This window comes from Chitinophaga sp. W3I9 (genome assembly GCF_050434025.1).
Classification (GTDB): Bacteria; Bacteroidota; Bacteroidia; order Chitinophagales; family Chitinophagaceae; genus Chitinophaga.
This window is the reverse complement of the sequence record NZ_JBNPWC010000001.1, coordinates 7,011,516-7,032,031: the sequence shown is the minus strand read 5'-3', so window position 1 is coordinate 7,032,031 and position 20,516 is coordinate 7,011,516. Positions and strand designations below refer to the sequence as shown.

Genomic DNA, 20,516 nt, shown 5'->3' with positions numbered 1-20,516 from the left:
GGCATTAGATTCTTATTTGGTTGATACAATAACTTTATTTCCTTCCAGTTGATAATGCACTGTACCAGTAGCCTCCAAAATATCCAGCATCTGTTTTACGTCACTTTTCCTGGAAAAAACACCGGACAGGTTAATATTATCCATATTGCCCCTGTACTCTATTGAAACATCATACCAGCGTGCAATTTGCCGCATGATGCCTTTAATATCCATCCGGGTAAACCGGAATTCCCCGTTTTTCCAGGCAACCGCCCGCTCTATATCGGCTTTAGAAACTTTAAATTTCAGGTTGGTTTTTTCCAGTGTCGACTGTAAACCCGGCAATAGTGAGGCAGTGCCTGTGGAATAAGCGGTTTCCACTTTTCCCTCCAGTAATGTTGTTTCAATGGATGCTTCATCGTCGTAAGCCATCACGTTAAACTTTGTGCCGAGCACTTTTATCTTCATGGCATTGGGCAGCCCGGTGTTACGAACGGATACAATAAACGGAATTTTCCTGCCCTCTTCTGAAAGCACAGTGGCTACTTCAAAATATCCTTCTCCCGACAATTCCACTTCCCTGCTGTCTGCATTAAATGCTACCGGGTACCTGAGTGACGATGCCGCATTAAGCCAGGCTTTTGTTCCATCGGACAAGGTAACACAGTATTGTCCGCTTTTAGGGGTAATAATAGTGTTATAAGCCACCGATGACAACTGCACGTGTTCACGTGTTGGCACATAGGCTACCTTCCCATCTTCGGATTTAATGATCTGTATTCCGCTTTTGTTGTCGATAGGTCCATCTGCAGTACTATCCAGCTCAATTTGCCTCCCGTTTGCCAGGATCAGCGTTGCTTTGTTATTTCCGGCATCTCCCTTTTTTACTGTTGTTTTAGCGGCAAGCAGCGGTTTGTTGGAGAACACTCCCCTCTGGACCAGGAAATATGTTCCGATGCCCAGTATAACAGCCGCTGCTGCTGCGATTTTAAGCACTCCTGCGCGCTGTTTCTTCCGTTGCCTTATAGTGAGGTCTATACTTTTATCCAGGCGGTCATGTATCCTTTTTCCTATCTGCATTCTTAATGCTGCCAGTGCTTCATCTGCGGGAGCCTCTGCTGCGTCTGCCGAATAGAACCAATCGTTTACCAGCTGGGTTTCCTCCTCGTTGGCTTCCCCACGCAGGTATTTTTCTATAACGTGAATCGGTAAGTTCATAATAATAGAAGTATACTGAACGGGAGATGATACCCATGCGGAATAAAAAAAAGTGGGAAATATCCTGATTGTTTTAATTACGCCCGCTCCTGTTCCCTGTCTCAACAGGAGAAAAAATACTGGGTTTGATCATCAAGGGGTGCTCAATCAAAGACATCAGGGAGTGAACTGTATATTTCCGGGATACGGTGAAAACACATCGCCGGAATAATATCCGGTTTTCAAATGCAAATGCTCTACCATAAAGTATTTTAGTTTAAATCTATTGGAATTGCCATGAAGTGAGTAAGGAGTAGAGCTTTCAAGAAAATACGATGTTCCGGTGTGGGCTTAGGTTTCAGGCAACAAAAATAAAAAAGGGTAATGCTTTAAAACATTACCCTTTCGTGTGCGAAGGAGGAGATTCGAACTCCCAAGCCCTTTCAGGCACTACCACCTCAAAGTAGCGCGTCTACCAATTTCGCCACCTTCGCATCTGGTAGAATGGGGTGCAAAAATAATGGCTTTTTTAAAATAAGCAAATTTATTTATTCATATTTTACTGAAAAGGGTCATTATTTCCGCAATAAGATCCGGAAAGTGGTGCCTTTATTTATTTCGGACGACTTCACATACAGCCGGCCGCGGTGATATTCTTCAATGATCCGTTTGGCCAGCGACAGCCCCAGGCCCCATCCCCGCTTTTTAGTGCTGAATCCGGGTTTGAACACTTTTTCGAAGCTCAGTTTAGGAATGCCTTTACCGGTATCGGCCACATCGATGGTGATAAAAGTAGGGTGGTTTTCTATGGTGATATCTATCTTTCCTTTTCCTTCCATCGCATCCAGGGCATTTTTTAATAAATTTTCCACTACCCAGTCGAAAAGCGGGGGTGAGAACATGGCGGGCAGCTCATCTTCTGCGCTGTGAACGGTGAGTATTACCTTCTGGGGCGCGCGTTTGCGGATGTAATTGGTCATATTTTCTATCTGTGCCACGATGTCTTTCTCTTCCAGTTTCGGTACGCTGCCTATTTTAGAAAAACGGTCGGTGATGAGTTTCAGCCGGTCTACATCTTTGGAAAGTTCTGTTACGATAGTGGCATTGGCTTCATTGTCGCGCAGGATTTCCAGCCAGGCTTCCATAGAGGAAAGGGGGGTACCCAGCTGATGGGCCGTTTCCTTGGCCAGTCCTACCCACACCTGGTTTTGGGTGGCGCGGTTGGTACTGGACAGGGCAAAGAGCACAATGGCAATGAAAAGGGTTACCACAATCAGCTGAATGTACGGGTAATAGCGGATCTGCCGGAGTATCAGCGAATCGCCGTAGTAGATGTAGTTATACAGTTTCTGTTTGGAATCCACTTCCATGATAAACGGCGGGTGTTGCTTTTTAAACGCCTGTAGTTCGTTGCTCAGGAAGTTGGGGTCCTGCATGATCCGCATGGAGTCGAGGTTACGGCTGTCCAGGATCTTACCGGTTTCATCGGTCAGTATCAGCGGGATGGTAGTGTTGTTGGTAACGATATCTACTGCCAGGTTAAGGTTGGCTTCGGAACTTGCCCGCAGGAGTTCGCGGTTGGCTTCCACCCAGGTAGCAACTTTTTTTCTTTCTTCTTCCTGAATGTTCCGGGATAAATTACTTACAAACCAGATAGTAGTGCCTATGATAAGCACTGCTATGGAGGCCAGTACAAACTTCCAACCGATATACTGTTTAAACATACTTCTAATTTAAGCCTTATTCGACTTACCTGAATCTGTAATGATTCGCAAATATTAGAATCCTTTGTTGCATATTTGCATCTCAAAAATAATTGTTCACGCATAAACGTAATTGCCGTTGTCCGTATTGCCATCAGTAGCAGTTGTTATTTTAAATTGGAATGGGAGATCTTTTCTGGAAAAGTTCCTGCCATCAGTTTGCCGTTCTACCTACGGCAATCTGCAGCTGGTGCTGGCCGATAATGCCTCTACGGACGACAGCGTGGCTTTTGTGGCGGAGCATTACCCGCAGATCCGGATTATTCAGAATCCCCGGAATGATGGGTTTGCCGGCGGGTACAATGATGCTTTGCAGCATGTGCAGGCCGACATTTACGTGCTGCTCAACCAGGATGTGGAGGTAGAACCAGGCTGGATAGAGCCCGTAGTGGCACTGATGCAGCAGGATACGAAGATTGCTGCCTGTCAGCCTAAAATGCGGGCTTACAAAGATCCCGATGAATTTGAATATGCAGGAGCAGCCGGTGGCTGGATGGATATCCTGGGCTATACGTTTTGCCGGGGACGCATCCTGTACACCACAGAGAAAGACAACGGACAGTATGATGATGTGAAGGATATTTTCTGGGCAACCGGGGCGGCATTGTTTATTCGTTCGGCCTGTTATCACCAGGTAGGAGGCTTCGACCGCGATTTTTTTGCACATATGGAAGAAGTAGACCTTTGCTGGCGGCTGCAAAGAGCGGGGTACCGCATTTGTTACTGCCCCGATTCCAGGGTGTTTCACGTAGGAGGAGGGAGCCTGCCCCAGGGCAATCCCCGCAAGCTGTACCTGAACTTCAGGAACAACCTCATGATGCTGTGGAAAAACCTGCATAGCGAAGACCGCTGGATAGTACTGGTACAACGTTTTTTCCTGGATATACTGGCAGGCGTTAAAAGCCTGGTAGCGGGAAAGCCAAAGGATATGGCGGCTATTTACCGGGCCTATAGGGATTATTATCGCTGGCGCAGGAACTATGTGAAGAAAGATAACCTGCCGGAAATGAAGCTGATGAAAATGAGTGGTGTGTTTCATGGTATTATGATCTGGCGCTATTATTTTCTTGGACACAAACATTTTTCTGAATTGATTTAGGCAGCGGCAGGCTTCGGGAAAAGTTGCTTATCTTACAAAATAACCCGGTATGAAAATTCGAAAATTTCAAAATATTATGTAGGTTTGCACCGGAAATAAACTGATTATGGAACAGAATACAATAGAAAATAAGTACGATATCACTATAGACAAGGTTTCCCGTTCCCGCTGGCTTTTCTACGTACAATTGTTTTGTATGGTAGCCTTTATCGTGGGAGTTAGCTACGGGCTTTACGCACACAGATACAAGGGCAAGCCAGAAGTAAAGGTGCAGGAAAGTTCGCTGTACAATCCGAAATATAAATAAGCTTCGGCTTCAACATAATTATCCAGCCTCCACCGGTTTTCCGGTGGAGGCTTTTTTATGCCTTTCCGTTTTGCGTAAATAAAATTCCCGATCCGATCCGTTTTTCTGACCATTTGAATCGACTTTTGTATCTCCGGAATGATATCTACCGGAGGGTGTTAGTATGTTTAAACGGACGGACAAGTTAAAGAAGAAGCAGCACAAGTCGCTGTTCAGGGTAGTTGTGGATAAGTTGCATCTCTGGCTGGGGCTGGGGGCTGGCATTATCGTGCTTATTGTAAGCATCACCGGCTGTTTATTCGTTTTTCAGAAAGAAATAAACGATTATTATTATCGTGAAATATTATATGTAACCCCGCAAAATACACCTTTCCGCCCGGTAAGTGAACTGAAAAGGACTGCGCAGGCCGTTCTGGGGCCTGATAAACCGGCAATGACGATCACCACCTACTCGAGGCCGGATATGGCCTGGGAGTTTATGTCCTATAAAGGCAATGATACGGCATTCACCTATTTTGGCACCCTGGAGCACTATGAATCGGTGCTGGTGAACCCTTACACGGGAAAGGTGACCGGGAAGATCGACTATAAATACAATTTCTTTTCGATTGTAAAAGGGATCCACTGGAGCCTGTTGCTGAACGATAAGTACGGACAAACCATTGTAGGCTGGAGCACTCTCATTTTTGTGGTCCTGATGATCACGGGGTTGATCATGTGGTGGCCAAAGAAGTGGAACAAAGCTAACCGTGATAAGAGTTTTAAAATAAAATGGAAAGCAGGCTTCAAAAGAGTGAACTACGACCTGCATAATGTACTGGGTTTTTATGCCATGCTCATTGCATTGGTGGTAGCTTTTACCGGCATGGTATGGGCGTTTACCTGGTTCCAGACAACCGTATATGTAGTTGCTTCCCGCAGCACTACGCCGCCTGATATAAAACAGTATCAATCTGCCAAAACAACTGCACAGCTGAGCCAGGACCCGCTGGATATCGCTTACAGCAAAGCCCTGCCCATACTGAAAGATGCAAAGCGCCTGTTCATTTTACCCGGCAGCCGGTGAAACCGGGGTGAACATCATCAGCGGAAATAAAAGAGCCGAAACCTACTACGGCTCGGATAACCTTACCTTCGACCAATACAGCGGTGCATTGCTTGGAAGAAGGAACGACTCGCATAAAAATGCCGGAGAGCGGTTAATAGATATGAATTACGATATCCATGTAGGCGCTATTGCAGGGCTGCCCGGTAAGATCCTGGCCTTCATTATCAGCCTGATCTGTGCATCGTTACCGGTAACGGGTTTTTATGTATGGTGGGGTAAGCGGAAGAAATCGAAAAAGAAGCCTGTGGTGATCCGTGCATCTGCGGTACCGAGCACAATGTAAATAAAAAGTATTACTTATTTTTCTGTTGAAATGCTTTTCCCTGTTGTGTTACAGGAAGTTGCTGTATACAGCGGCGTAAAAAATATTCGAAAAAGTTTCAAAAAAAATTTTGTGTTTTCAGTCCGTTTCCTATCTTTGCAATCCCAACGAAAACGCCACGGGGCAAAGCAAACGAAAGAATGCGGTTCAATGGGAGAGTTCTTAAAATAACAAAGTTTTTAATACCTGCGAAAGTAGCTCATTTGGTAGAGCACGACCTTGCCAAGGTCGGGGTGGCCGGTTCGAGCCCGGTCTTTCGCTCCAGTTTTTTATAAAGTTCTTAATACATCTGCGAAAGTAGCTCATTTGGTAGAGCACGACCTTGCCAAGGTCGGGGTGGCCGGTTCGAGCCCGGTCTTTCGCTCTAAAGCCTGACTGATCATTTCAGTCAGGCTTTTTTTATGCCCGGAGGGGAAAGACTGTTCCACTTTTAATATCCTCCGCTTGCCCCGCCACCACCACCGGTACCACCGCCAAACTGTACATCATTACCAGCAGGTTGCGCACCAGGTGCATAAGTTTGCGCAATGATCAGCGACTCCAGTCTTAGTTTATCTGCCAGGGAAGGATCTTCCGGTTCTGCATAGGTGAAGCCATGCTTTGGCTCTTTGAGGTAACGGATCAGCGCCCAGGCGCCTACCGTGAGTACAAGGCCGCCGAGCACCATCGCAGTTTCCAGCGGAAGCACGCTATGATAATAACGGATGGTAAATACAATAGCCGCCAGCAATATCATACCCGTGCGCAGCAGCACGGCATCTTTTTTACGGATGCCCAGGTAAAGATATACTACCGGGATAACGGCTGTGTAGATCCAGAAGAAGATAGCGCCCGGAATACTTTCTCCGTCCTGCAGCTGCAGATCAAACATCGCATTACTCAGCTCCCTTACCACGAAATAGTTACCAGCCAGGTAAAGCGTGAGTAAAGACAATACAGATACCACCGTCAGGCAATGTTTATAATGCCTGCTACTATGATAGGCGGATATTTTCTTTGCTGCCACGTACGCCGTAATAGAGACGAACATGATAAGGAACGGCACAATGGTTTTGGCAACAGGCCCCAGTTTGATCGCCACGGCGAATATAAATCCTAAAAAAGCCAAATAAGCCACACCCCTGCCATCAGCATATCTGCAAAGCGTAAGACAGCCAGCACGGTAACAAAGCCAACCACGAAACAGATAGTAGAAGCAGAGATCCGGTCTACGATGACCATGCTGCTGCAAATAAGCATTACAGCGCCCCATAACAGGGCATCATCAACTCCCGCGCGGAATAACTTCTTCTCACGGATAAACATTTCCAGGATACCGTAACATACCAATCCGGCGAAAATACAAAGACCGGCAAACCCGTCTTCGTTACGCAGCAGATCCATTGCCATCAGCGATAGCAAGCCAAGCGAAAAAGAAATGATCACCACCGTAAGAATAAACAAACCGATTTTAATCACAGGGTTTGGTGTATAAAAATTTACCGGGTGCGCTGCTTCAATAGCCTGATAAGCAGGCACGGTGATACAGTTTTTCCGAAGCGCTTTTTCTGCTTCTTCTTTTATTTCAAGGTTGTCGAGTGTTTGGGAATTATACGCTAGCATGTTTAATTTTTTTGTTGAGACTGATCAATAATACAATGACCCCGATGGCAGAACCAATGAAGTACAATAACCCGAGATACAGGCCGCCGATATCGTTTGTTAATATAAGTAAACGCACCACGGCAATACTCACTGCGATATAGCCATATAAAACGGTGATCAGCACAAAGTAGAACGACCGCTCTTTGAATGCTTCTTTAAAAAGAAAGAAACCAATAACTGCCATGAATGCAAGCCAGGCGAGCCAGCTGGCGTCAAACACGCACATGCCAGCAATACAGGCAATGAAAATGATGTGCGCCCCGAAGTTCCGGTAGGTAAAGGCAAAGTGTTTTTTCAGATTTTTCCAGGCAGACAGGAATGCCAGCCCTAACAGGAGTCCGCCCAGTATCACGCCCGTATAAATAAGCTGTACACTGCCAAAGTCGTTGGCGGATAATAGCTGGAAGGGCGTTACTGCAATGCCCATCCAGGCGGCGAGGTTGGTGATCGCCATCGACAGCACTCCCAGGTGATCGAAGTAATAGGCACTCACGGTGAGCACGGCCAGTGGTATAAAAGTGGCCAGTCCATAGGCAGTACCAAATGCGGTGTATTGAAACTGGAGATAACCCACAAAGGTGACAAACGTGAGGCAACCTAACAGTAACGCATAATCGAAAAAAGCATTAGGCGAATTTACTTTACTCCATGAAAAAGGCGCTTTTTTCCGGATGCAGTAACTAAAGCAACCGGCGCAGATTACACCAATGATCATCAATATTACCTGGTGACCAATAGTGTCGATATTTTTATAGATCAGGATGCCCAGGCCACCGCTCAACAGCAGTACGCCCAGGTACAGTAGTGTTTTGATTTCCCAGTGGAGGGAGAATAGCTGCTGATCTTCCGCAGTTTTAACTGCTGTAAGCTCCGCATCATTTATCAGTTCTGCTGCGCGGAGTTTTTCAAATACTTTAATGTTCATAGATGGAGTTAAGGTAGTTGGAATTAACACTCGTTAACTCCTGCAATATACAATATCAGCGCACAAAACGATATATTGTGGTGTACGGAAATGAATAGCAATACTGCTTTTATTTAAATCAACAGCGCGAACATGAAAACATTCCAGGCCTCCATATTATCTGCATTAACTTGTGAACTAGGCGAAGGCGCTTGCTGGTGGCCGGAAAGGAATAGCTGGTGCTGGGTGGATATCCTTGGGTTTACAATTTATATACAGGACGTAAACGGTTACCAGCAGCAATTTTATGTTGGCGACTATGTAACCACGCTGGTGCCGGTTGCCGGCAGGAATGAGCTGGTGGTGGGTTTGAAAGATGGCATTGCCTTTTTTTCTCCGGAGCAGGGATTGGGTAAACGTATCGCTGTGCTGGAGGAACGCAGCCAGGTGCGCTGTAATGATGGTAAATGTGACCCTGCGGGCAGGTTGTGGATTGGCACCATGCAGATGCCGGCAGAAGAAGGAACGGGTAACCTGTATTGCATCAGCGGATCAGCAGCGCCTGTATTAAAATTGGGCGGTGTAACCATTTCCAATGGGTTGGTGTGGCAAGGAAATAAAATGTATTACAACGATACGCATACCCGTACGGTACAGGAATTTAGTTATGATGTTTCCACTGGTGCGATTGCCTTTACAAGAGTGGCCTTGCATATTCCGCCGGAAATGGGCTGGCCGGATGGCATGGCAACAGACAGTGAAGGGATGTTGTGGATTGCCCATTGGGGCGGTTATGGCGTTTATTGCTGGAATCCTAAGACGGGTGAATTGCTGGGAAAAGTGGAGGTACCGGCGCCACATGTGTCGTCCTGTGCTTTTGGCGGCCCGGATATGAACGAATTATTGATTACAACCGCCCGGGAGCACATGACGGCCGGACAGATGGCTGAATTTACCCTTAGTGGCAGTGTGTTTCACGTAAGGCTACCTGTTAAAGGCTTACCTGCCAACTACTTTAGGTATTAATTATTTTTACATATTATTGTTTCACGGTTTTCTGCTATATTATTAGTATATTTGCAGACGGAATCAGCTTTTTCAGGGTATTTTAATACCATTCGTACTATCTTATTTCAACTTCCCTTTGCATAAGATACTTCCCTTTAGTATGCTACCGCTAGAAACATCATGTAAAAAATAATTATGATCATGAAGGATTTTAAAATTATTGACAACAAAGAGGCCAGGCAGTTTGAGGCGCATATCGCCGGACAAATGGCTAAAGTTATTTACGAAAGAAACGGAAGCCGTATTTTCCTGACTGGTGCAGAAGTGCCTCCGGTATTGGAAAAGCAGGGTGTATTGCCAATGATGCTGGGAAAAGTTATGGAGGAAATTTCTGCACAGAATATCCGTATGGTGCCTTCCAGCAAAAAAGTGGCTGAATTCGTACGCAGCAATCCTCAGTGGAAAACGCTGCTGGCACATGGCTTACACATATAGCTCTTTATTTTACATTTGACATTTAGTTATTTAATTATTTGCGGGCCATCCACATTATCAGTATCAGAATGGCGGAAGATTCATCAGGCATTGAGACCAGTCAAATAACTAAATAACTAAATATTCAAATGCCCTTCTACCTGATTCCCATCTTCACCTTGACTGCTGACATCAGGTCATCGGCTTCTGCGGATACCAACACCGCGTCTCTGGAGTTATCAATCACCAGCGTATAGCCCTTTTCGTTAGCTACCGCTTTTAAAATCTTTTTTGCTTTATCAAGAATAGGTGTCAGCAATTGCTGCTCCCTGGTATTCATTGCCTGTTCGGACATCTCTTTATATTTCTGGATATTGGCCTGCAGCGCTTTGATCTCAGATACTTTCACTTCCTTTATAGCCGGACTTAACGTATGCTGGGTACTGTCAAAATCAGTCACCTTCTTCGTGTACTCGGCCACCAGCTGCTGCCCGTCGGCATTCAGCTTTTCCTGTAAGATATTTAATGAATCTCCTGCCAGCTTACTTTCAGGCATCATACCAATCATTTGTTGAAAATTGATGTAGCCCGTTTTGGACTGGGCAAACAGAACAGTACTTCCTAACAGTAACAGGCAAAGTGTACAGATAAATTTCATCGGGATAATTTCCACAATAATAATCGTCCAGTTGTGAAATATTCTTTAACACGAATATAAAGTAATGTTAAAGTGACGCGCGAAGGTTGTCTTTCTCAGGATTTAACTGATTATGCGGATTACCTTGATTTTGTTTTTGCATGATTTTCAGATTACTTAATAACATGTTATAAAACATTGGTTTATATATTATATAATCATTATAAAATCAAAAAAATAAAATCAAGATAATCCGCATAATCAGTTAAATCCTGAGAAAGACAAACTCCGCGTAGGGGTAAGTGCTTAGAAAGGTGTCGTATAATAAATCAGTTCAATTGGCAGAAGGAATTATATTTGACGTTAGATATCAAACCCTAGGCATGGAATTTATAAATCCGGGTAACACTGCAGCACCGGTAATAGAAAACTCATTAACATTTGAACAGGTTTTTAAAACTCATTTTAAAGGCTTGCATGCTTATGCATGTACCTTATTAAAAGACGAAGTGATGGCGGAAGAGATGGTACAGAATGTCTTTTGTAAGCTGTGGGAAAAATCAGGCGATATAAAAATAAAGCAATCTGTTTCGGGGTACCTATACCGGGCAGTGTATCACGAGTGCATTAATTATCTGCGGCACCAGAAAGTGAAGGCTACCCACCAGGCACATACCAAATACCAGATGAGCAATGACCATGATACCGGTAACGCATCCGGCAAAGTAATGCTGCGGGAGCTGGAAGAGAAGCTGGACGCAGCTTTAATGGCACTACCTGAAAAATGTCGCACCGTTTTTCAGCTCAGCCGCTTCGAAGAACTGAAATACCAGGAAATAGCAGATCGCCTGGATATCTCTATAAAAACTGTGGAAAATCAGATGGGCAAAGCGTTGCGCTTATTACGACTCAACCTGGTAGATTTTCTGCCCTTGTTATTAATTTTGCTCCACCTGTAAAAGTGCATCCGTGAAAAAGACATCTACACATATAAACGACGACCTGCTGGTAAAACACCTGCTGGACATTACCACACCATCCGAAAAAGCAGCCGTAAACGCATGGCTGGCAGAGGATACGGAGCACCAGCGCTATTTTGAACACTTCCGCCTGATATGGGAGGAGAGCCGTAAACTGGCCGCAGTAAGCACTGTGAGTGAAAGTGATGCATGGTCGCGCTTCCAGCAACGGGTAGGCACCAACGAAAATACCACCCGCATCGTAAAACTGGATACCGGCATTGCCTGGCGACCTATACTCCGCATTGCCGCCATATTCATTGTCATGATAGGCGCTGCCGGCGCCTGGTTTATTTCGCAAAACCGGAATACCCCGCTGATCGTGAGCTCCGGGGAACAAATCAAACAGGACGTTTTGCCGGATGGCTCCCAGGTAACACTGAATAAAAAGTCTACTATTACCTATGCCGGCAACAGGAAACAACGCTCGGTAAAACTGGAAGGCGAAGCTTTTTTTAACGTGGCACAGGACCCCGGAAAACCATTCGTGATAAAGGTGAATGATGTAACAGTGACGGTATTAGGTACTTCTTTCAATGTTAAAAGTATACACGGTAAAACAGAAGTAATTGTGGAAAGCGGCGCCGTGGAAGTAACAAAAAACAATAACAGCGTACAACTGAAGCAACATGAAAAAGCGGTGGTAACAGACCAGGAGACCGCTCCCAGCAAACAAAGTAATACAGATGAATTGTATAACTACTACCGCACCCAAACATTTGTATGCAATAACACTCCTTTATGGAAACTGGTGGAGATCCTGAATGAAGCATATGGCGTAAACATTGTTATTGCAAATAACGATAAACGCAATCTGCAGATTAACTCTACCTTTACCAACAGTTCGCTGGATAGCACTTTAAAAGTAATCGGGCTTACTTACGAGATCACCGTGGAGAAACAGGGATCACAAATCACACTGAAATAATAGCCTTCGTACTGTATGTTACTACCTAAGCAATTGCTGACATTATTATTTGTTTGTTGTTTTTCACTTCCACTGGCGGCCCAGCAGCTACTGAACAAAACGGTTAGCATCGATGCGAAGCAGCGGCCACTTTCGGAAGTGCTTACCACCATCAGCAAGCAGGGCAACTTTTATTTCTCGTATCTCAGTACCATCCTCCCACAGGATAGCCTGGTAAGCATCTCCGAAAAAAATAAAACGGTAAAACAGGTACTCGATATTTTATTCAACGGTGATTATTTATATAAAGAATCGGGGAACTATATCATCCTGCTGAAAAAATCGTCGGGACAAGTATACTACCTGATCAGCGGGGTCGTCACGGACCGGAAAACAGGACAACGGCTACCCAATGCGAGTGTGTATGAACGACAGCAACTCATTTCTACGCTAACAAACAACGACGGTTTCTTCAGGCTGCGGTTAAAGGATAAATATCCTACCGCAGCCATTAGTGTTAGTAAGGACCTCTATGCAGATACTTCTCTTTTGCTTACTACTGGCTACGACCAGGAAATTACTGTAAGTATTGCTCCTGCTACTTATCAGCTGAAAGTGGTGGATATAACCGGGCACTCGCACGTGGAAAAAACCTGGTTCGGTAACATGTTTTTATCTTCCCGTCAGAAGCTGACCAGCTTGAATATTGGTGGCTTCCTGGCTGACAAGCCATACCAGGTGTCTCTCACGCCGGGTTTGGGAACCCATGGCAAAATGAGCGGACAGGTAGTGAATAAGTTTTCCATGAACATGCTTGGTGGCTATGCTGCCGGGGTAGATGGCGTGGAAATAGGTACTGTTTTCAATATTGTGAAAAACGATATGCAGCATGTGCAAATCGCCGGCATGGTGAATGTAGTTGGAGGAAAAACCAAAGGCGTGCAACTGGCAGGCTTTCACAATAATGTACTGGACTCCATGAAGGGCGTACAGGTGGCTGGTATCAGCAATATCACGGAAGGCAACATGGAAGGTGTGCAAATCACCGGCGGTATTGGCCAGGTATACGGAAATATGAATGGGGCATCTATACAAGGGATCGCGGGTGTGATACGAGGTAATACACGAGGCTGGCAGGTAGCCGGTGGAATTACTTATAACGGTAAAAATCTCGACGGGCTGCAACTGAGCGGCCTGGCCAATTATAACGCAAAAGACGTTTATGGTGCGCAGATTACAGGTGGCGGCAATATTAACCGTGGGGTGATGAAAGGCGTGCAGATTGCCGCTATTTTTAACTATGCGCGGCAAATGGATGGTGTGCAGATTGGGCTGGTAAATATTGCAGATACGGTAACGGGGTATAGTATCGGCATCATCAATATTGTGCGTAAAGGGTACAAAAAAGTGGTGTTATTCAGTACAGATGTGCTGCCTTTTAATATCGCCTGGAAAGCCGGTCGCAGTGAGCTATACAGCATCCTGCTGGGTGGCGGGGATTTTGGCGAAAACAATAAGGCATGGTCGCTGGGCTATGGTATCGGTAAAATTATCCCGTTTAATAAAACGTTGTCGTTATCCACAGAAATTACCGCGCAGAATATTTTCCTGGGCAGCTGGGAGCGTAATACGCAGATTTTCCGTTTACAGCCTTCTCTCCAGGTGAAACTATCCAAACGCATCAGCTTATTTGCAGGGCCTGCGATGGCGATCTATTTTGACGATAAAATAAGACCCATGCCCGGTTATAAGTCGGTCGATTTTGGTGCGCACTATCCCTCTTTTAATATAGGCAACTCAGTTACTTCCTGGCTGGGATGGCAGGCTGGTATCAGTCTTTTTTAAATTTCATTTTCCGCATAGGGGTATAAGTTCTTCAACGTGTCGTTATACAGTACGAAATAACTAACACACCATGAGAACATTTTACTTCAGCAGCCGGATCATTTGTTTTTTTGTTTCCGTTTTATTCTTTGTCACAGCGGCTTACGCGCAAACACCGCTTACCAGTCCTGCGCATATTGGTTTTGTATACCCGTTGAGCAGCAATGGAAAAAATGCAGCAGCCTATACCAATCATTTTTCATTACATATTATTGCCGGCATGTCCAAAGCTGAAACAGGCGCGGCTATCGCGGGTATTTCCAATATCATCAAAGACAGCGCTACCGGTGTACAGGTAGCGGGGTTTTCCAATCACATTGGTAAAACGTTTCACGCAGTTACGGTAGCAGGTTTTATGAACCAGGTGAAAACCAGCGCCAACGGCGTTATGGTGGCAAGTTTCCTGAACCTGTCCGGCAGTTTGCAAGGTTTCCAGATGGCAGGTTTCGCCAACCTCGTGCGCCAGGATGTAAAAGGTACGCAGATAGCAGGTTTTATGAATATGGGCGCTAATAATTCACAGGCGCAGGTAGCAGGATTTACAAATATTGTAAAGAAAGATGCCAACGTACAGATAGCCGGCTTTATGAATAAAGCAGAGAATGTGCATACACAGATAACCGGTTTCCTGAATATTGCCAAAAAGGTGAAAGGCGTGCAGATAGGTTTTATTAACATCGCGGACAGCAGCGAATGCCCGATTGGTGTGATCAACATCGTGGAAGGCGGGGAAAAGCAGGTGAGTGTAAGCATCGATGAAACTGCCACCACCATTGCCTCTTTCAAATCAGGCGGAAGAATATTGTACGGTATTCTCGGAGTGGGATATAACTTTAAAGATAATCCCAATCCGCTGTACGCCCTGCAGGCGGGTATTGGTGCGCATCTTCCATTGTTGTCACATTTCAGGATCAATGCAGAAGCCACCACGCTGGTGCTTTCCGATTTCAAAAAAGGATATTATCACCGTCAAACACTGGGCATATTTCCCGCCTACCGCTTCGGCAGCAGGGTAGAAGTATTTGCCGGGCCTACGCTTAATTTCGTGCAAACGGAACATGCTGTGGGAGCGGAGTTGAGCAACCATTATGTATGGTCCGAGCATAGGAACAACGACAAATTTCATGGTGGATATATTGGCGGAACCGCCGGTGTACAGGTAAGATTGTAAACATTATTTTCAGTGGAGGAAGCGCACTTCCTCCACTGAAATATTTTTATTTTGAGATATTGTACCGTAACACGTTTCCCTCCAGCATAGCAGGTACAATCGCCGCACCGGTGGCATCCAGTGTAAAATCAGCCGGGCCGGCAATCAGTTCCTCATTCAGCGTGGTGATACGGCCACTGGCCAGGTCCAGTTTAAGCAGTATTCCTTTCTTCTCAAAAGCTACCCAGTCGGATACGATCAGCTGTGTATTATGTGTTGCAAGTGCAATGCCATCATAATAACCCGGCCGGCTGGTGAGGGGTTTGAATACTTTCTCCGTTGCTGTCATATCTATATAACCAATTTGTCCATCTGGTTTATTATTGCCGCCAAAGCCGCACACATACAGCTTTTTACTGCGGGCGTCATATGTCACACCATTGGTACCTTTTATGGGCGTGGTGTATACCAGTTCCTCAACGCGCGGATTTTTACCGGGATACACCAGGAAGAGCTTATTTACATCAGTTGCAGAAACCACCAGGGTAGTGTCGTTGATGGCGGTGATATCATTCACGAAAACGGTGGCGGGTGCTAAGCTGATATTGTATAACTGTTTACCGGTGCTCAGGTCGTATCCCTTTACTTTATCGATATCTGCTACAAAGAGCGTGTGATGCAGGATAAAAGCGCCTTTAGGTGCATCCAGTCCTTTTGCGAAGACGGTGCCGTTGCCTTTTTTGTCCATACGGAAAATGATCCCGTTACCATCTTTTTTGGTGGGGTTGCCGCCTTCGCCAATGTCCGCAATATAATAGCTGTTGTTGTCTGTTGCTACGCTTTCCGGCGCGTGCATAAATGCGGAATTATTGAGTTTTTGTTGTGCAAAGGTATGACCGGCCATCAGGATGAAAGCCAATACGGATATACGTTTCATAGTTGATAATATTTTTATCAAAGGTATATCCGACGGAGATGGAGCAGTAGCAGGAATCGTTCAGAAAATAGCATTTTTAGCCCGTTGTGCATTTTTGGGTGTAGTGCCGTATAGCTGCCGGTATTGTTTTATAAAGTAAGATACATTTTCAAAGCCGCACTCGTAGGCGATTTCATTGACATTGTTGCGGGAATGCAGGAGGAGTTCACGGGCATGTTTCAGCCGTTCTTCATTGATCCATTTTTTTGGAGGAGCATCGTACAGGCGGGCAAATTCCCTTTTAAAGCTGCTAAGACTTAGCCCGCACATTTTCGCATATTCTTCCAGGGTAAAAGGTTGAAAAAGGTTATTGCGGATGATCAGGGAAATATTTTCCGCACTGTTGTCGAAAAGATGGGAAAGGAATGCCCGGACAGATTGCCGGTGTTCGCCGCAAAGCAACAGCAGCAGTACTTCCTGTATTTTCAGTTCCAGCAACCGGGTGGTATGGGTGTTGGGATGCTCCAGGTAATCCAGGATGCTGTTCCGCACCTGCAGCAGGTTATTTTTACAGGAGATGACTACCGGGGATCCCGCTTGTGTGGTAGGAGCGGATATGCCATCTTCACTGATAAAGGAACGGAGCAAGGTATCATCTACGCAGAGTAAAAGCGACTGGTAATCGGTGCCATCCGTAATAAAATCGGTCATCAGATACACGCCTCTTTTCAGCAGCACCAGGTCGCCGGCATGTGCAATAATATCACCTTCCGGGAAGTGCATATGCTTGGTGCCCCGTAGAATGAACACGAGGGAGTTTTCTGTAAGAAACCCCTGTTCTTCACCGGGTTCATTAGATTGCCTGAACCACGCCACCAGTGACTTCCCGGCATGTTGTTGCCGGACGGCCGGTATATGTTCAAAGGCCTTTGGGTATCGCAGTAACATACCATAAAAATACGGATTAGCGCGGAATTATATGTTTATGGCATTGTATTTGGTAAAATAAATTAAAAGCAACTCAATATGAAAACATGGTTTTACCTGCCGCTGCTGTTACTGGGTTTTATATTGCCCGGTTGCACAAAAACAACCAATGAAGTAGTCATCCCTAACCAAACGATTTTGTTTGAAATAAATCCGAACGACTGGGGATTTGATGCTGCTACCGGCGTTTACTTTTACTCCATTCCTGTATCGGAATTAAATAATGTAAACCAGTTGGATGGTGTGATCGTTTCTATGGCCAGATATGATGCCAGCAACCCAACAGTGGTACCACAGTCATTTGAATTATTGCCGCAGGTGTATAACAATCAGTCTTATTTCATTATTCACGATGATCAGGCAGTAGAAGTAGATATCAAAGGTGTAAACGGTGTTAACTCACAAAAACCGGCTACCAAAGTGAGAGTGAAAATTGTGTTGATACCTTCTGCGCAGTAAACCGGCTTTACCATTTCTCAACATATATAAAGGCTTCCGTGGAAACGGACGCCTTTTTTATTTCCGTTAAACCGGAACCATAATAATAAAATAACAGCCATTCTTCATAGTAAGTTGCGTATAGCACAGGATTTTTACTATTTTCCATCTTTCGTAATCCCTTTACAGTGTACATGAAAAATTCAACGAATAATGGATAACAGAAGAGATTTTATTAAGAAGGCGGCGTTGCTATCCGGAGCTGCCGGCGTTTTCAGTGCCCTGCCGGCGTCTATCCAGCGGGCAATGGCCATTGATCCCAAGCCGGGTACCACGTTCCTGGATGCAGAACACATTGTAGTGCTGATGCAGGAAAACCGCTCCTTTGACCACTGTTATGGAACGCTCCGCGGAGTACGGGGCTACAATGATCCACGTGCTATCCAGCTGCCCAATAAAAACCTGGTGTGGTTGCAGAGCAATGCCAACAATGAAACGTATGCCCCTTTCCGGCTTAACCTGAAAGAAACAAAGGCTACGTGGATGAGCAGCCTGCCGCATTCATGGGGTAACCAGGTAGATGCCCGTAACAACGGCAAATACGATAAGTGGCTGCTGGTAAAAAAATCAGGCAATAAAGACTGGGCCCCGATGCCCCTCACACTGGGTTATTATAACCGGGAAGATATCCCGTTTTATTATTCCCTGGCAGATGCGTTTACCGTATGTGACCAGAATTTCTGCTCCTCATTAACCGGTACCACGCCCAACAGGCTTTATTTGTGGACGGGTACCCTGCGAGATGAGCAGAAGGCTGATTCCAAAGCTAACGTATGGAACGAAGATGTGGACTATGGCCGGGAAGCGCATTGGACCAGCTTCCCCGAACGCCTGGAAGACAACGGCGTTTCCTGGAAAATTTACCAGAATGAAATCAGCGCCGCGGGCCTGGAAGGGGAAAAGGACGGTATGCTGGCCAACTTTACCGATAACCCTATAGAGTGGTTCGCTGCCTATAATGTTCGTTTCGCAGCGGGGCATATCCAGTACCTGCAACGCAAAATCAAAGAACTGCCCGCTGAAATAAAAACACTGGCATCCAAACTGGCTGGCACTTCCGGGGAGGAAGCCACCAAGCTGCAAAAGCAACTGGATCAGCGTAAAGCGGAACTGGAAAGAGCAAAGTCTGATGCAGAAAAGTTTACAGCGGCTAATTTTGCAAAATTACCGCAGCGCGCGCAAAATCTTCATAAAAAAGCATTTACCACCAATATTGGCGATCCTGATTACCATGAGCTGGAAACTCTCACCTACAAAGACGGAGACACGGAAAGAACTGTGCAGGTGCCAAAAGGAGATATCCTCCACCAGTTCAGAACAGATGTAAATGAGGGCAGGCTGCCAACTATTTCCTGGCTGGTGGCACCGGGCGAATTCTCCGATCACCCTGGATCGCCATGGTATGGCGCCTGGTACGTATCTGAGGTACTGGATATCCTTACCCGCCAGGAAGAGGTATGGAAAAAGACCATCTTCATTTTATGTTATGATGAGAATGATGGCTATTTCGACCACGTACCTCCGTTTACCGCACCGCATAAACCCGGTACCGGCAAAGTGTCTGCAGGAATTGATACCGGTATTGAATATGTAACACGTGCGGAAGAAGAAGCAAAGAAATATCTCAGCGCAGATGAAATCAGGGAAAGCCCTATCGGGCTGGGATACCGCGTACCATTGGTAATTGCATCACCCTGGAGCCGTGGTGGCTATGTAAATTCACAGGTATGCGACCATACTTCCATCCTGCAGTTAATGGAGCATTTCCTGGAGCATAAAACCGGTAAGCCAGTTAAAGAAACGAACATCTCTGCCTGGCGCCGTACGGTGTGCAGTGATCTTACTTCCGTATTCCGTCCTTTTAATGGGGAAAAAATATCAGTGCCATTTCCTGAAAGGAACGAGTTCATTGAAACGATCTACAATGCGAAGTTCAAGAAGCTGCCGGATGAATTTAAGTTGCTCACTGCGGAGGAAATTGCGAAGATCAACGCCAATCCCGCCACAGCAGAATGGATGCCACAACAGGAGAAAGGTATCCGTGTTGCCAACGCATTGCCTTATGAATTATACGTAGGCGGAAAACTGGGAGCGGATAGGCAATCGTTTGAGATCAGTTTTGAAGCGGCCAGCAAGGTATTTGGCGACCGGGCTGCCGGCGCTCCCTTCAATGTATATGCGCCCGGCAAATACCTGCAGGAAACCACGCAAACAATGGAACCGGTACGCACCTGGTCGTACGCTGTGAAGGCAGGAGACCAACTTAAAGATACCTGGCCGCTATCGTCTTTTGAAGACGCGCATTATCACCTGAGAGTATATGGCCCCAACGGGTTTTATCGCGAGTTTACCGGCGATGCCGGCGACCCGCAGGTGGAAATCCAGTGCAGCTATCAACGGACCCTTACCAACAGTAAGAAGCTGACCGGGAACGTAGAATTGAAACTGGTAAACCGCGGCACACAGCCGGCTACCTTTACCATTAGCGACCTGGGGTATAACAAAGGCGTGCTGAAGAAAACAGTAGCCGCACGAACAACCGCCACCTTAGTAATAGATCTGGCTAAAAGCCACGGCTGGTACGATTTCTCTGTAAAGACCACCGGCAGTGACGTGTTTGCACAGCGCTATGCCGGCAGGGTGGAAACCGGGAAAGAAAGCATGAGCGACCCGGTAATGGGAAGAGTATAATAGAAGCATTTACTTTAAGGCG

The 20,516-nt window shown here is 45.8% G+C and carries 20 protein-coding genes and 3 tRNA genes; 14 read left to right on the top strand and 9 right to left on the bottom strand.

Going from position 1 to position 20,516, the window contains the following annotated elements:
• Nucleotides 1-12: 12 nt before the first annotated feature.
• From QFZ51_RS28415 to QFZ51_RS28405, 3 genes are all read right to left on the bottom strand, one after another.
• Nucleotides 13-1,197 (bottom strand): FecR family protein, encoded by a 1,185-nt coding sequence (locus QFZ51_RS28415; RefSeq protein WP_429050787.1) that lies wholly within the window; start codon nt 1,195-1,197, stop codon nt 13-15.
• Between the two features lie 389 nt (nt 1,198-1,586).
• Nucleotides 1,587-1,670: transfer RNA gene (locus QFZ51_RS28410), tRNA-Leu, on the bottom strand.
• Nucleotides 1,671-1,751: 81 nt separating this feature from the next.
• Nucleotides 1,752-2,900, bottom strand: coding sequence for a sensor histidine kinase (locus QFZ51_RS28405; protein WP_429050786.1), 1,149 nt, complete (start codon nt 2,898-2,900; stop codon nt 1,752-1,754).
• 118 nt (nt 2,901-3,018) lie between these two features.
• Here QFZ51_RS28405 and QFZ51_RS28400 point away from each other — a divergent pair, with 118 nt between their 5' ends.
• From QFZ51_RS28400 to QFZ51_RS28375, 6 genes are all read left to right on the top strand, one after another.
• Complete coding sequence (locus QFZ51_RS28400) at nt 3,019-4,038, top strand: glycosyltransferase family 2 protein (protein ID WP_429050785.1); 1,020 nt, start codon at nt 3,019-3,021, stop codon at nt 4,036-4,038.
• Between the two features lie 106 nt (nt 4,039-4,144).
• A complete protein-coding gene (locus QFZ51_RS28395) occupies nt 4,145-4,345 on the top strand; it encodes a hypothetical protein (protein ID WP_370908358.1) in 201 nt (66 codons plus the stop codon).
• A 163-nt stretch (nt 4,346-4,508) separates the two neighbouring features.
• A complete protein-coding gene (locus QFZ51_RS28390; protein WP_429050784.1) occupies nt 4,509-5,411 on the top strand; it encodes a PepSY-associated TM helix domain-containing protein in 903 nt (300 codons plus the stop codon).
• Nucleotides 5,374-5,736 carry a PepSY domain-containing protein gene (locus QFZ51_RS28385; RefSeq protein ID WP_429050783.1) on the top strand — a complete coding sequence of 121 codons (363 nt, stop codon included), beginning with the start codon at nt 5,374-5,376 and terminating at the stop codon, nt 5,734-5,736. Before QFZ51_RS28390 ends, QFZ51_RS28385 begins: the two co-directional genes overlap by 38 nt.
• A gap of 227 nt (nt 5,737-5,963) precedes the next feature.
• Nucleotides 5,964-6,039 (top strand) — tRNA-Gly (locus QFZ51_RS28380).
• Between the two features lie 27 nt (nt 6,040-6,066).
• A tRNA-Gly gene (locus QFZ51_RS28375) sits at nt 6,067-6,139 on the top strand.
• A gap of 66 nt (nt 6,140-6,205) precedes the next feature.
• On the opposite strand, the gene QFZ51_RS28370 is transcribed toward QFZ51_RS28375, so the two are convergent.
• Genes QFZ51_RS28370 through QFZ51_RS28360 form a run of 3 tightly spaced genes read right to left on the bottom strand, consistent with a single transcriptional unit; the run spans nt 6,206 to nt 8,344 of the window.
• Nucleotides 6,206-6,856 (bottom strand): hypothetical protein, encoded by a 651-nt coding sequence (locus QFZ51_RS28370; RefSeq protein WP_429050782.1) that lies wholly within the window; start codon nt 6,854-6,856, stop codon nt 6,206-6,208.
• Nucleotides 6,857-6,870: 14 nt separating this feature from the next.
• The gene (locus QFZ51_RS28365) at nt 6,871-7,377 is read right to left on the bottom strand and encodes a hypothetical protein (protein WP_429050781.1); all 507 of its coding nucleotides are present in this window, start codon (nt 7,375-7,377) and stop codon (nt 6,871-6,873) included.
• Entirely contained in the window at nt 7,364-8,344 is a 981-nt protein-coding gene (locus QFZ51_RS28360) for a DUF2157 domain-containing protein (protein ID WP_429050780.1), read from the bottom strand. The genes QFZ51_RS28365 and QFZ51_RS28360 overlap by 14 nt, the downstream gene beginning before the upstream one ends.
• A gap of 132 nt (nt 8,345-8,476) precedes the next feature.
• On the opposite strand from QFZ51_RS28360, the gene QFZ51_RS28355 reads away from it, so the two are divergent.
• Together QFZ51_RS28355 and QFZ51_RS28350 are read left to right on the top strand one after the other, a co-directional pair.
• Entirely contained in the window at nt 8,477-9,349 is an 873-nt protein-coding gene (locus tag QFZ51_RS28355) for an SMP-30/gluconolactonase/LRE family protein (RefSeq protein ID WP_429050779.1), read from the top strand.
• A gap of 183 nt (nt 9,350-9,532) precedes the next feature.
• Nucleotides 9,533-9,826 carry a GNAT family N-acetyltransferase gene (locus QFZ51_RS28350; RefSeq protein WP_159454320.1) on the top strand — a complete coding sequence of 98 codons (294 nt, stop codon included), beginning with the start codon at nt 9,533-9,535 and terminating at the stop codon, nt 9,824-9,826.
• 136 nt (nt 9,827-9,962) lie between these two features.
• Here QFZ51_RS28350 and QFZ51_RS28345 read toward each other — a convergent pair whose 3' ends face one another.
• A complete protein-coding gene (locus QFZ51_RS28345) occupies nt 9,963-10,463 on the bottom strand; it encodes an OmpH family outer membrane protein (protein WP_429050778.1) in 501 nt (166 codons plus the stop codon).
• Nucleotides 10,464-10,825: 362 nt separating this feature from the next.
• Here QFZ51_RS28345 and QFZ51_RS28340 point away from each other — a divergent pair, with 362 nt between their 5' ends.
• From QFZ51_RS28340 to QFZ51_RS28325, 4 genes are all read left to right on the top strand, one after another.
• Nucleotides 10,826-11,401 carry an RNA polymerase sigma-70 factor gene (locus tag QFZ51_RS28340; RefSeq protein ID WP_370908352.1) on the top strand — a complete coding sequence of 192 codons (576 nt, stop codon included), beginning with the start codon at nt 10,826-10,828 and terminating at the stop codon, nt 11,399-11,401.
• 10 nt (nt 11,402-11,411) lie between these two features.
• Nucleotides 11,412-12,389 carry a FecR family protein gene (locus QFZ51_RS28335; protein WP_429050777.1) on the top strand — a complete coding sequence of 326 codons (978 nt, stop codon included), beginning with the start codon at nt 11,412-11,414 and terminating at the stop codon, nt 12,387-12,389.
• A gap of 15 nt (nt 12,390-12,404) precedes the next feature.
• Nucleotides 12,405-14,213: an STN and carboxypeptidase regulatory-like domain-containing protein gene (locus QFZ51_RS28330; RefSeq protein WP_429050776.1), complete on the top strand. Its 1,809-nt coding sequence runs from the start codon at nt 12,405-12,407 to the stop codon at nt 14,211-14,213.
• 70 nt (nt 14,214-14,283) lie between these two features.
• Nucleotides 14,284-15,423 carry a hypothetical protein gene (locus QFZ51_RS28325; RefSeq protein WP_429050775.1) on the top strand — a complete coding sequence of 380 codons (1,140 nt, stop codon included), beginning with the start codon at nt 14,284-14,286 and terminating at the stop codon, nt 15,421-15,423.
• A 46-nt stretch (nt 15,424-15,469) separates the two neighbouring features.
• Here QFZ51_RS28325 and QFZ51_RS28320 read toward each other — a convergent pair whose 3' ends face one another.
• Both QFZ51_RS28320 and QFZ51_RS28315 read right to left on the bottom strand, forming a co-directional pair.
• A complete protein-coding gene (locus QFZ51_RS28320) occupies nt 15,470-16,339 on the bottom strand; it encodes a hypothetical protein (RefSeq protein ID WP_429050774.1) in 870 nt (289 codons plus the stop codon).
• A gap of 60 nt (nt 16,340-16,399) precedes the next feature.
• The gene (locus QFZ51_RS28315) at nt 16,400-17,266 is read right to left on the bottom strand and encodes a helix-turn-helix domain-containing protein (RefSeq protein WP_429050773.1); all 867 of its coding nucleotides are present in this window, start codon (nt 17,264-17,266) and stop codon (nt 16,400-16,402) included.
• Nucleotides 17,267-17,344: 78 nt separating this feature from the next.
• On the opposite strand from QFZ51_RS28315, the gene QFZ51_RS28310 reads away from it, so the two are divergent.
• Nucleotides 17,345-17,764, top strand: coding sequence for a hypothetical protein (locus QFZ51_RS28310; protein ID WP_429050772.1), 420 nt, complete (start codon nt 17,345-17,347; stop codon nt 17,762-17,764).
• 192 nt (nt 17,765-17,956) lie between these two features.
• Nucleotides 17,957-20,494, top strand: a complete 2,538-nt coding sequence (locus QFZ51_RS28305; protein WP_429050771.1) for a phosphocholine-specific phospholipase C — start codon at nt 17,957-17,959, stop codon at nt 20,492-20,494.
• Nucleotides 20,495-20,516: the final 22 nt, after the last annotated feature.

Excerpts from the sequence above, each read along its gene's own strand:
- QFZ51_RS28415 (WP_429050787.1), bottom strand. The coding sequence starts at position 1,197 with ATGAACTTACCGATTCACGTTATAGAAAAATACCTGCGTGGGGAAGCC.
- QFZ51_RS28405 (WP_429050786.1), bottom strand. The coding sequence starts at position 2,900 with ATGTTTAAACAGTATATCGGTTGGAAGTTTGTACTGGCCTCCATAGCA.
- QFZ51_RS28395 (WP_370908358.1), top strand. The coding sequence starts at position 4,145 with ATGGAACAGAATACAATAGAAAATAAGTACGATATCACTATAGACAAG.
- QFZ51_RS28390 (WP_429050784.1), top strand. The coding sequence starts at position 4,509 with ATGTTTAAACGGACGGACAAGTTAAAGAAGAAGCAGCACAAGTCGCTG.
- QFZ51_RS28385 (WP_429050783.1), top strand. The coding sequence starts at position 5,374 with ATGCAAAGCGCCTGTTCATTTTACCCGGCAGCCGGTGAAACCGGGGTG.
- QFZ51_RS28365 (WP_429050781.1), bottom strand. The coding sequence starts at position 7,377 with ATGCTAGCGTATAATTCCCAAACACTCGACAACCTTGAAATAAAAGAA.
- QFZ51_RS28360 (WP_429050780.1), bottom strand. The coding sequence starts at position 8,344 with ATGAACATTAAAGTATTTGAAAAACTCCGCGCAGCAGAACTGATAAAT.
- QFZ51_RS28355 (WP_429050779.1), top strand. The coding sequence starts at position 8,477 with ATGAAAACATTCCAGGCCTCCATATTATCTGCATTAACTTGTGAACTA.
- QFZ51_RS28350 (WP_159454320.1), top strand. The coding sequence starts at position 9,533 with ATGAAGGATTTTAAAATTATTGACAACAAAGAGGCCAGGCAGTTTGAG.
- QFZ51_RS28345 (WP_429050778.1), bottom strand. The coding sequence starts at position 10,463 with ATGAAATTTATCTGTACACTTTGCCTGTTACTGTTAGGAAGTACTGTT.
- QFZ51_RS28340 (WP_370908352.1), top strand. The coding sequence starts at position 10,826 with ATGGAATTTATAAATCCGGGTAACACTGCAGCACCGGTAATAGAAAAC.
- QFZ51_RS28330 (WP_429050776.1), top strand. The coding sequence starts at position 12,405 with ATGTTACTACCTAAGCAATTGCTGACATTATTATTTGTTTGTTGTTTT.
- QFZ51_RS28325 (WP_429050775.1), top strand. The coding sequence starts at position 14,284 with ATGAGAACATTTTACTTCAGCAGCCGGATCATTTGTTTTTTTGTTTCC.
- QFZ51_RS28320 (WP_429050774.1), bottom strand. The coding sequence starts at position 16,339 with ATGAAACGTATATCCGTATTGGCTTTCATCCTGATGGCCGGTCATACC.
- QFZ51_RS28315 (WP_429050773.1), bottom strand. The coding sequence starts at position 17,266 with ATGTTACTGCGATACCCAAAGGCCTTTGAACATATACCGGCCGTCCGG.
- QFZ51_RS28310 (WP_429050772.1), top strand. The coding sequence starts at position 17,345 with ATGAAAACATGGTTTTACCTGCCGCTGCTGTTACTGGGTTTTATATTG.
- QFZ51_RS28305 (WP_429050771.1), top strand. The coding sequence starts at position 17,957 with ATGGATAACAGAAGAGATTTTATTAAGAAGGCGGCGTTGCTATCCGGA.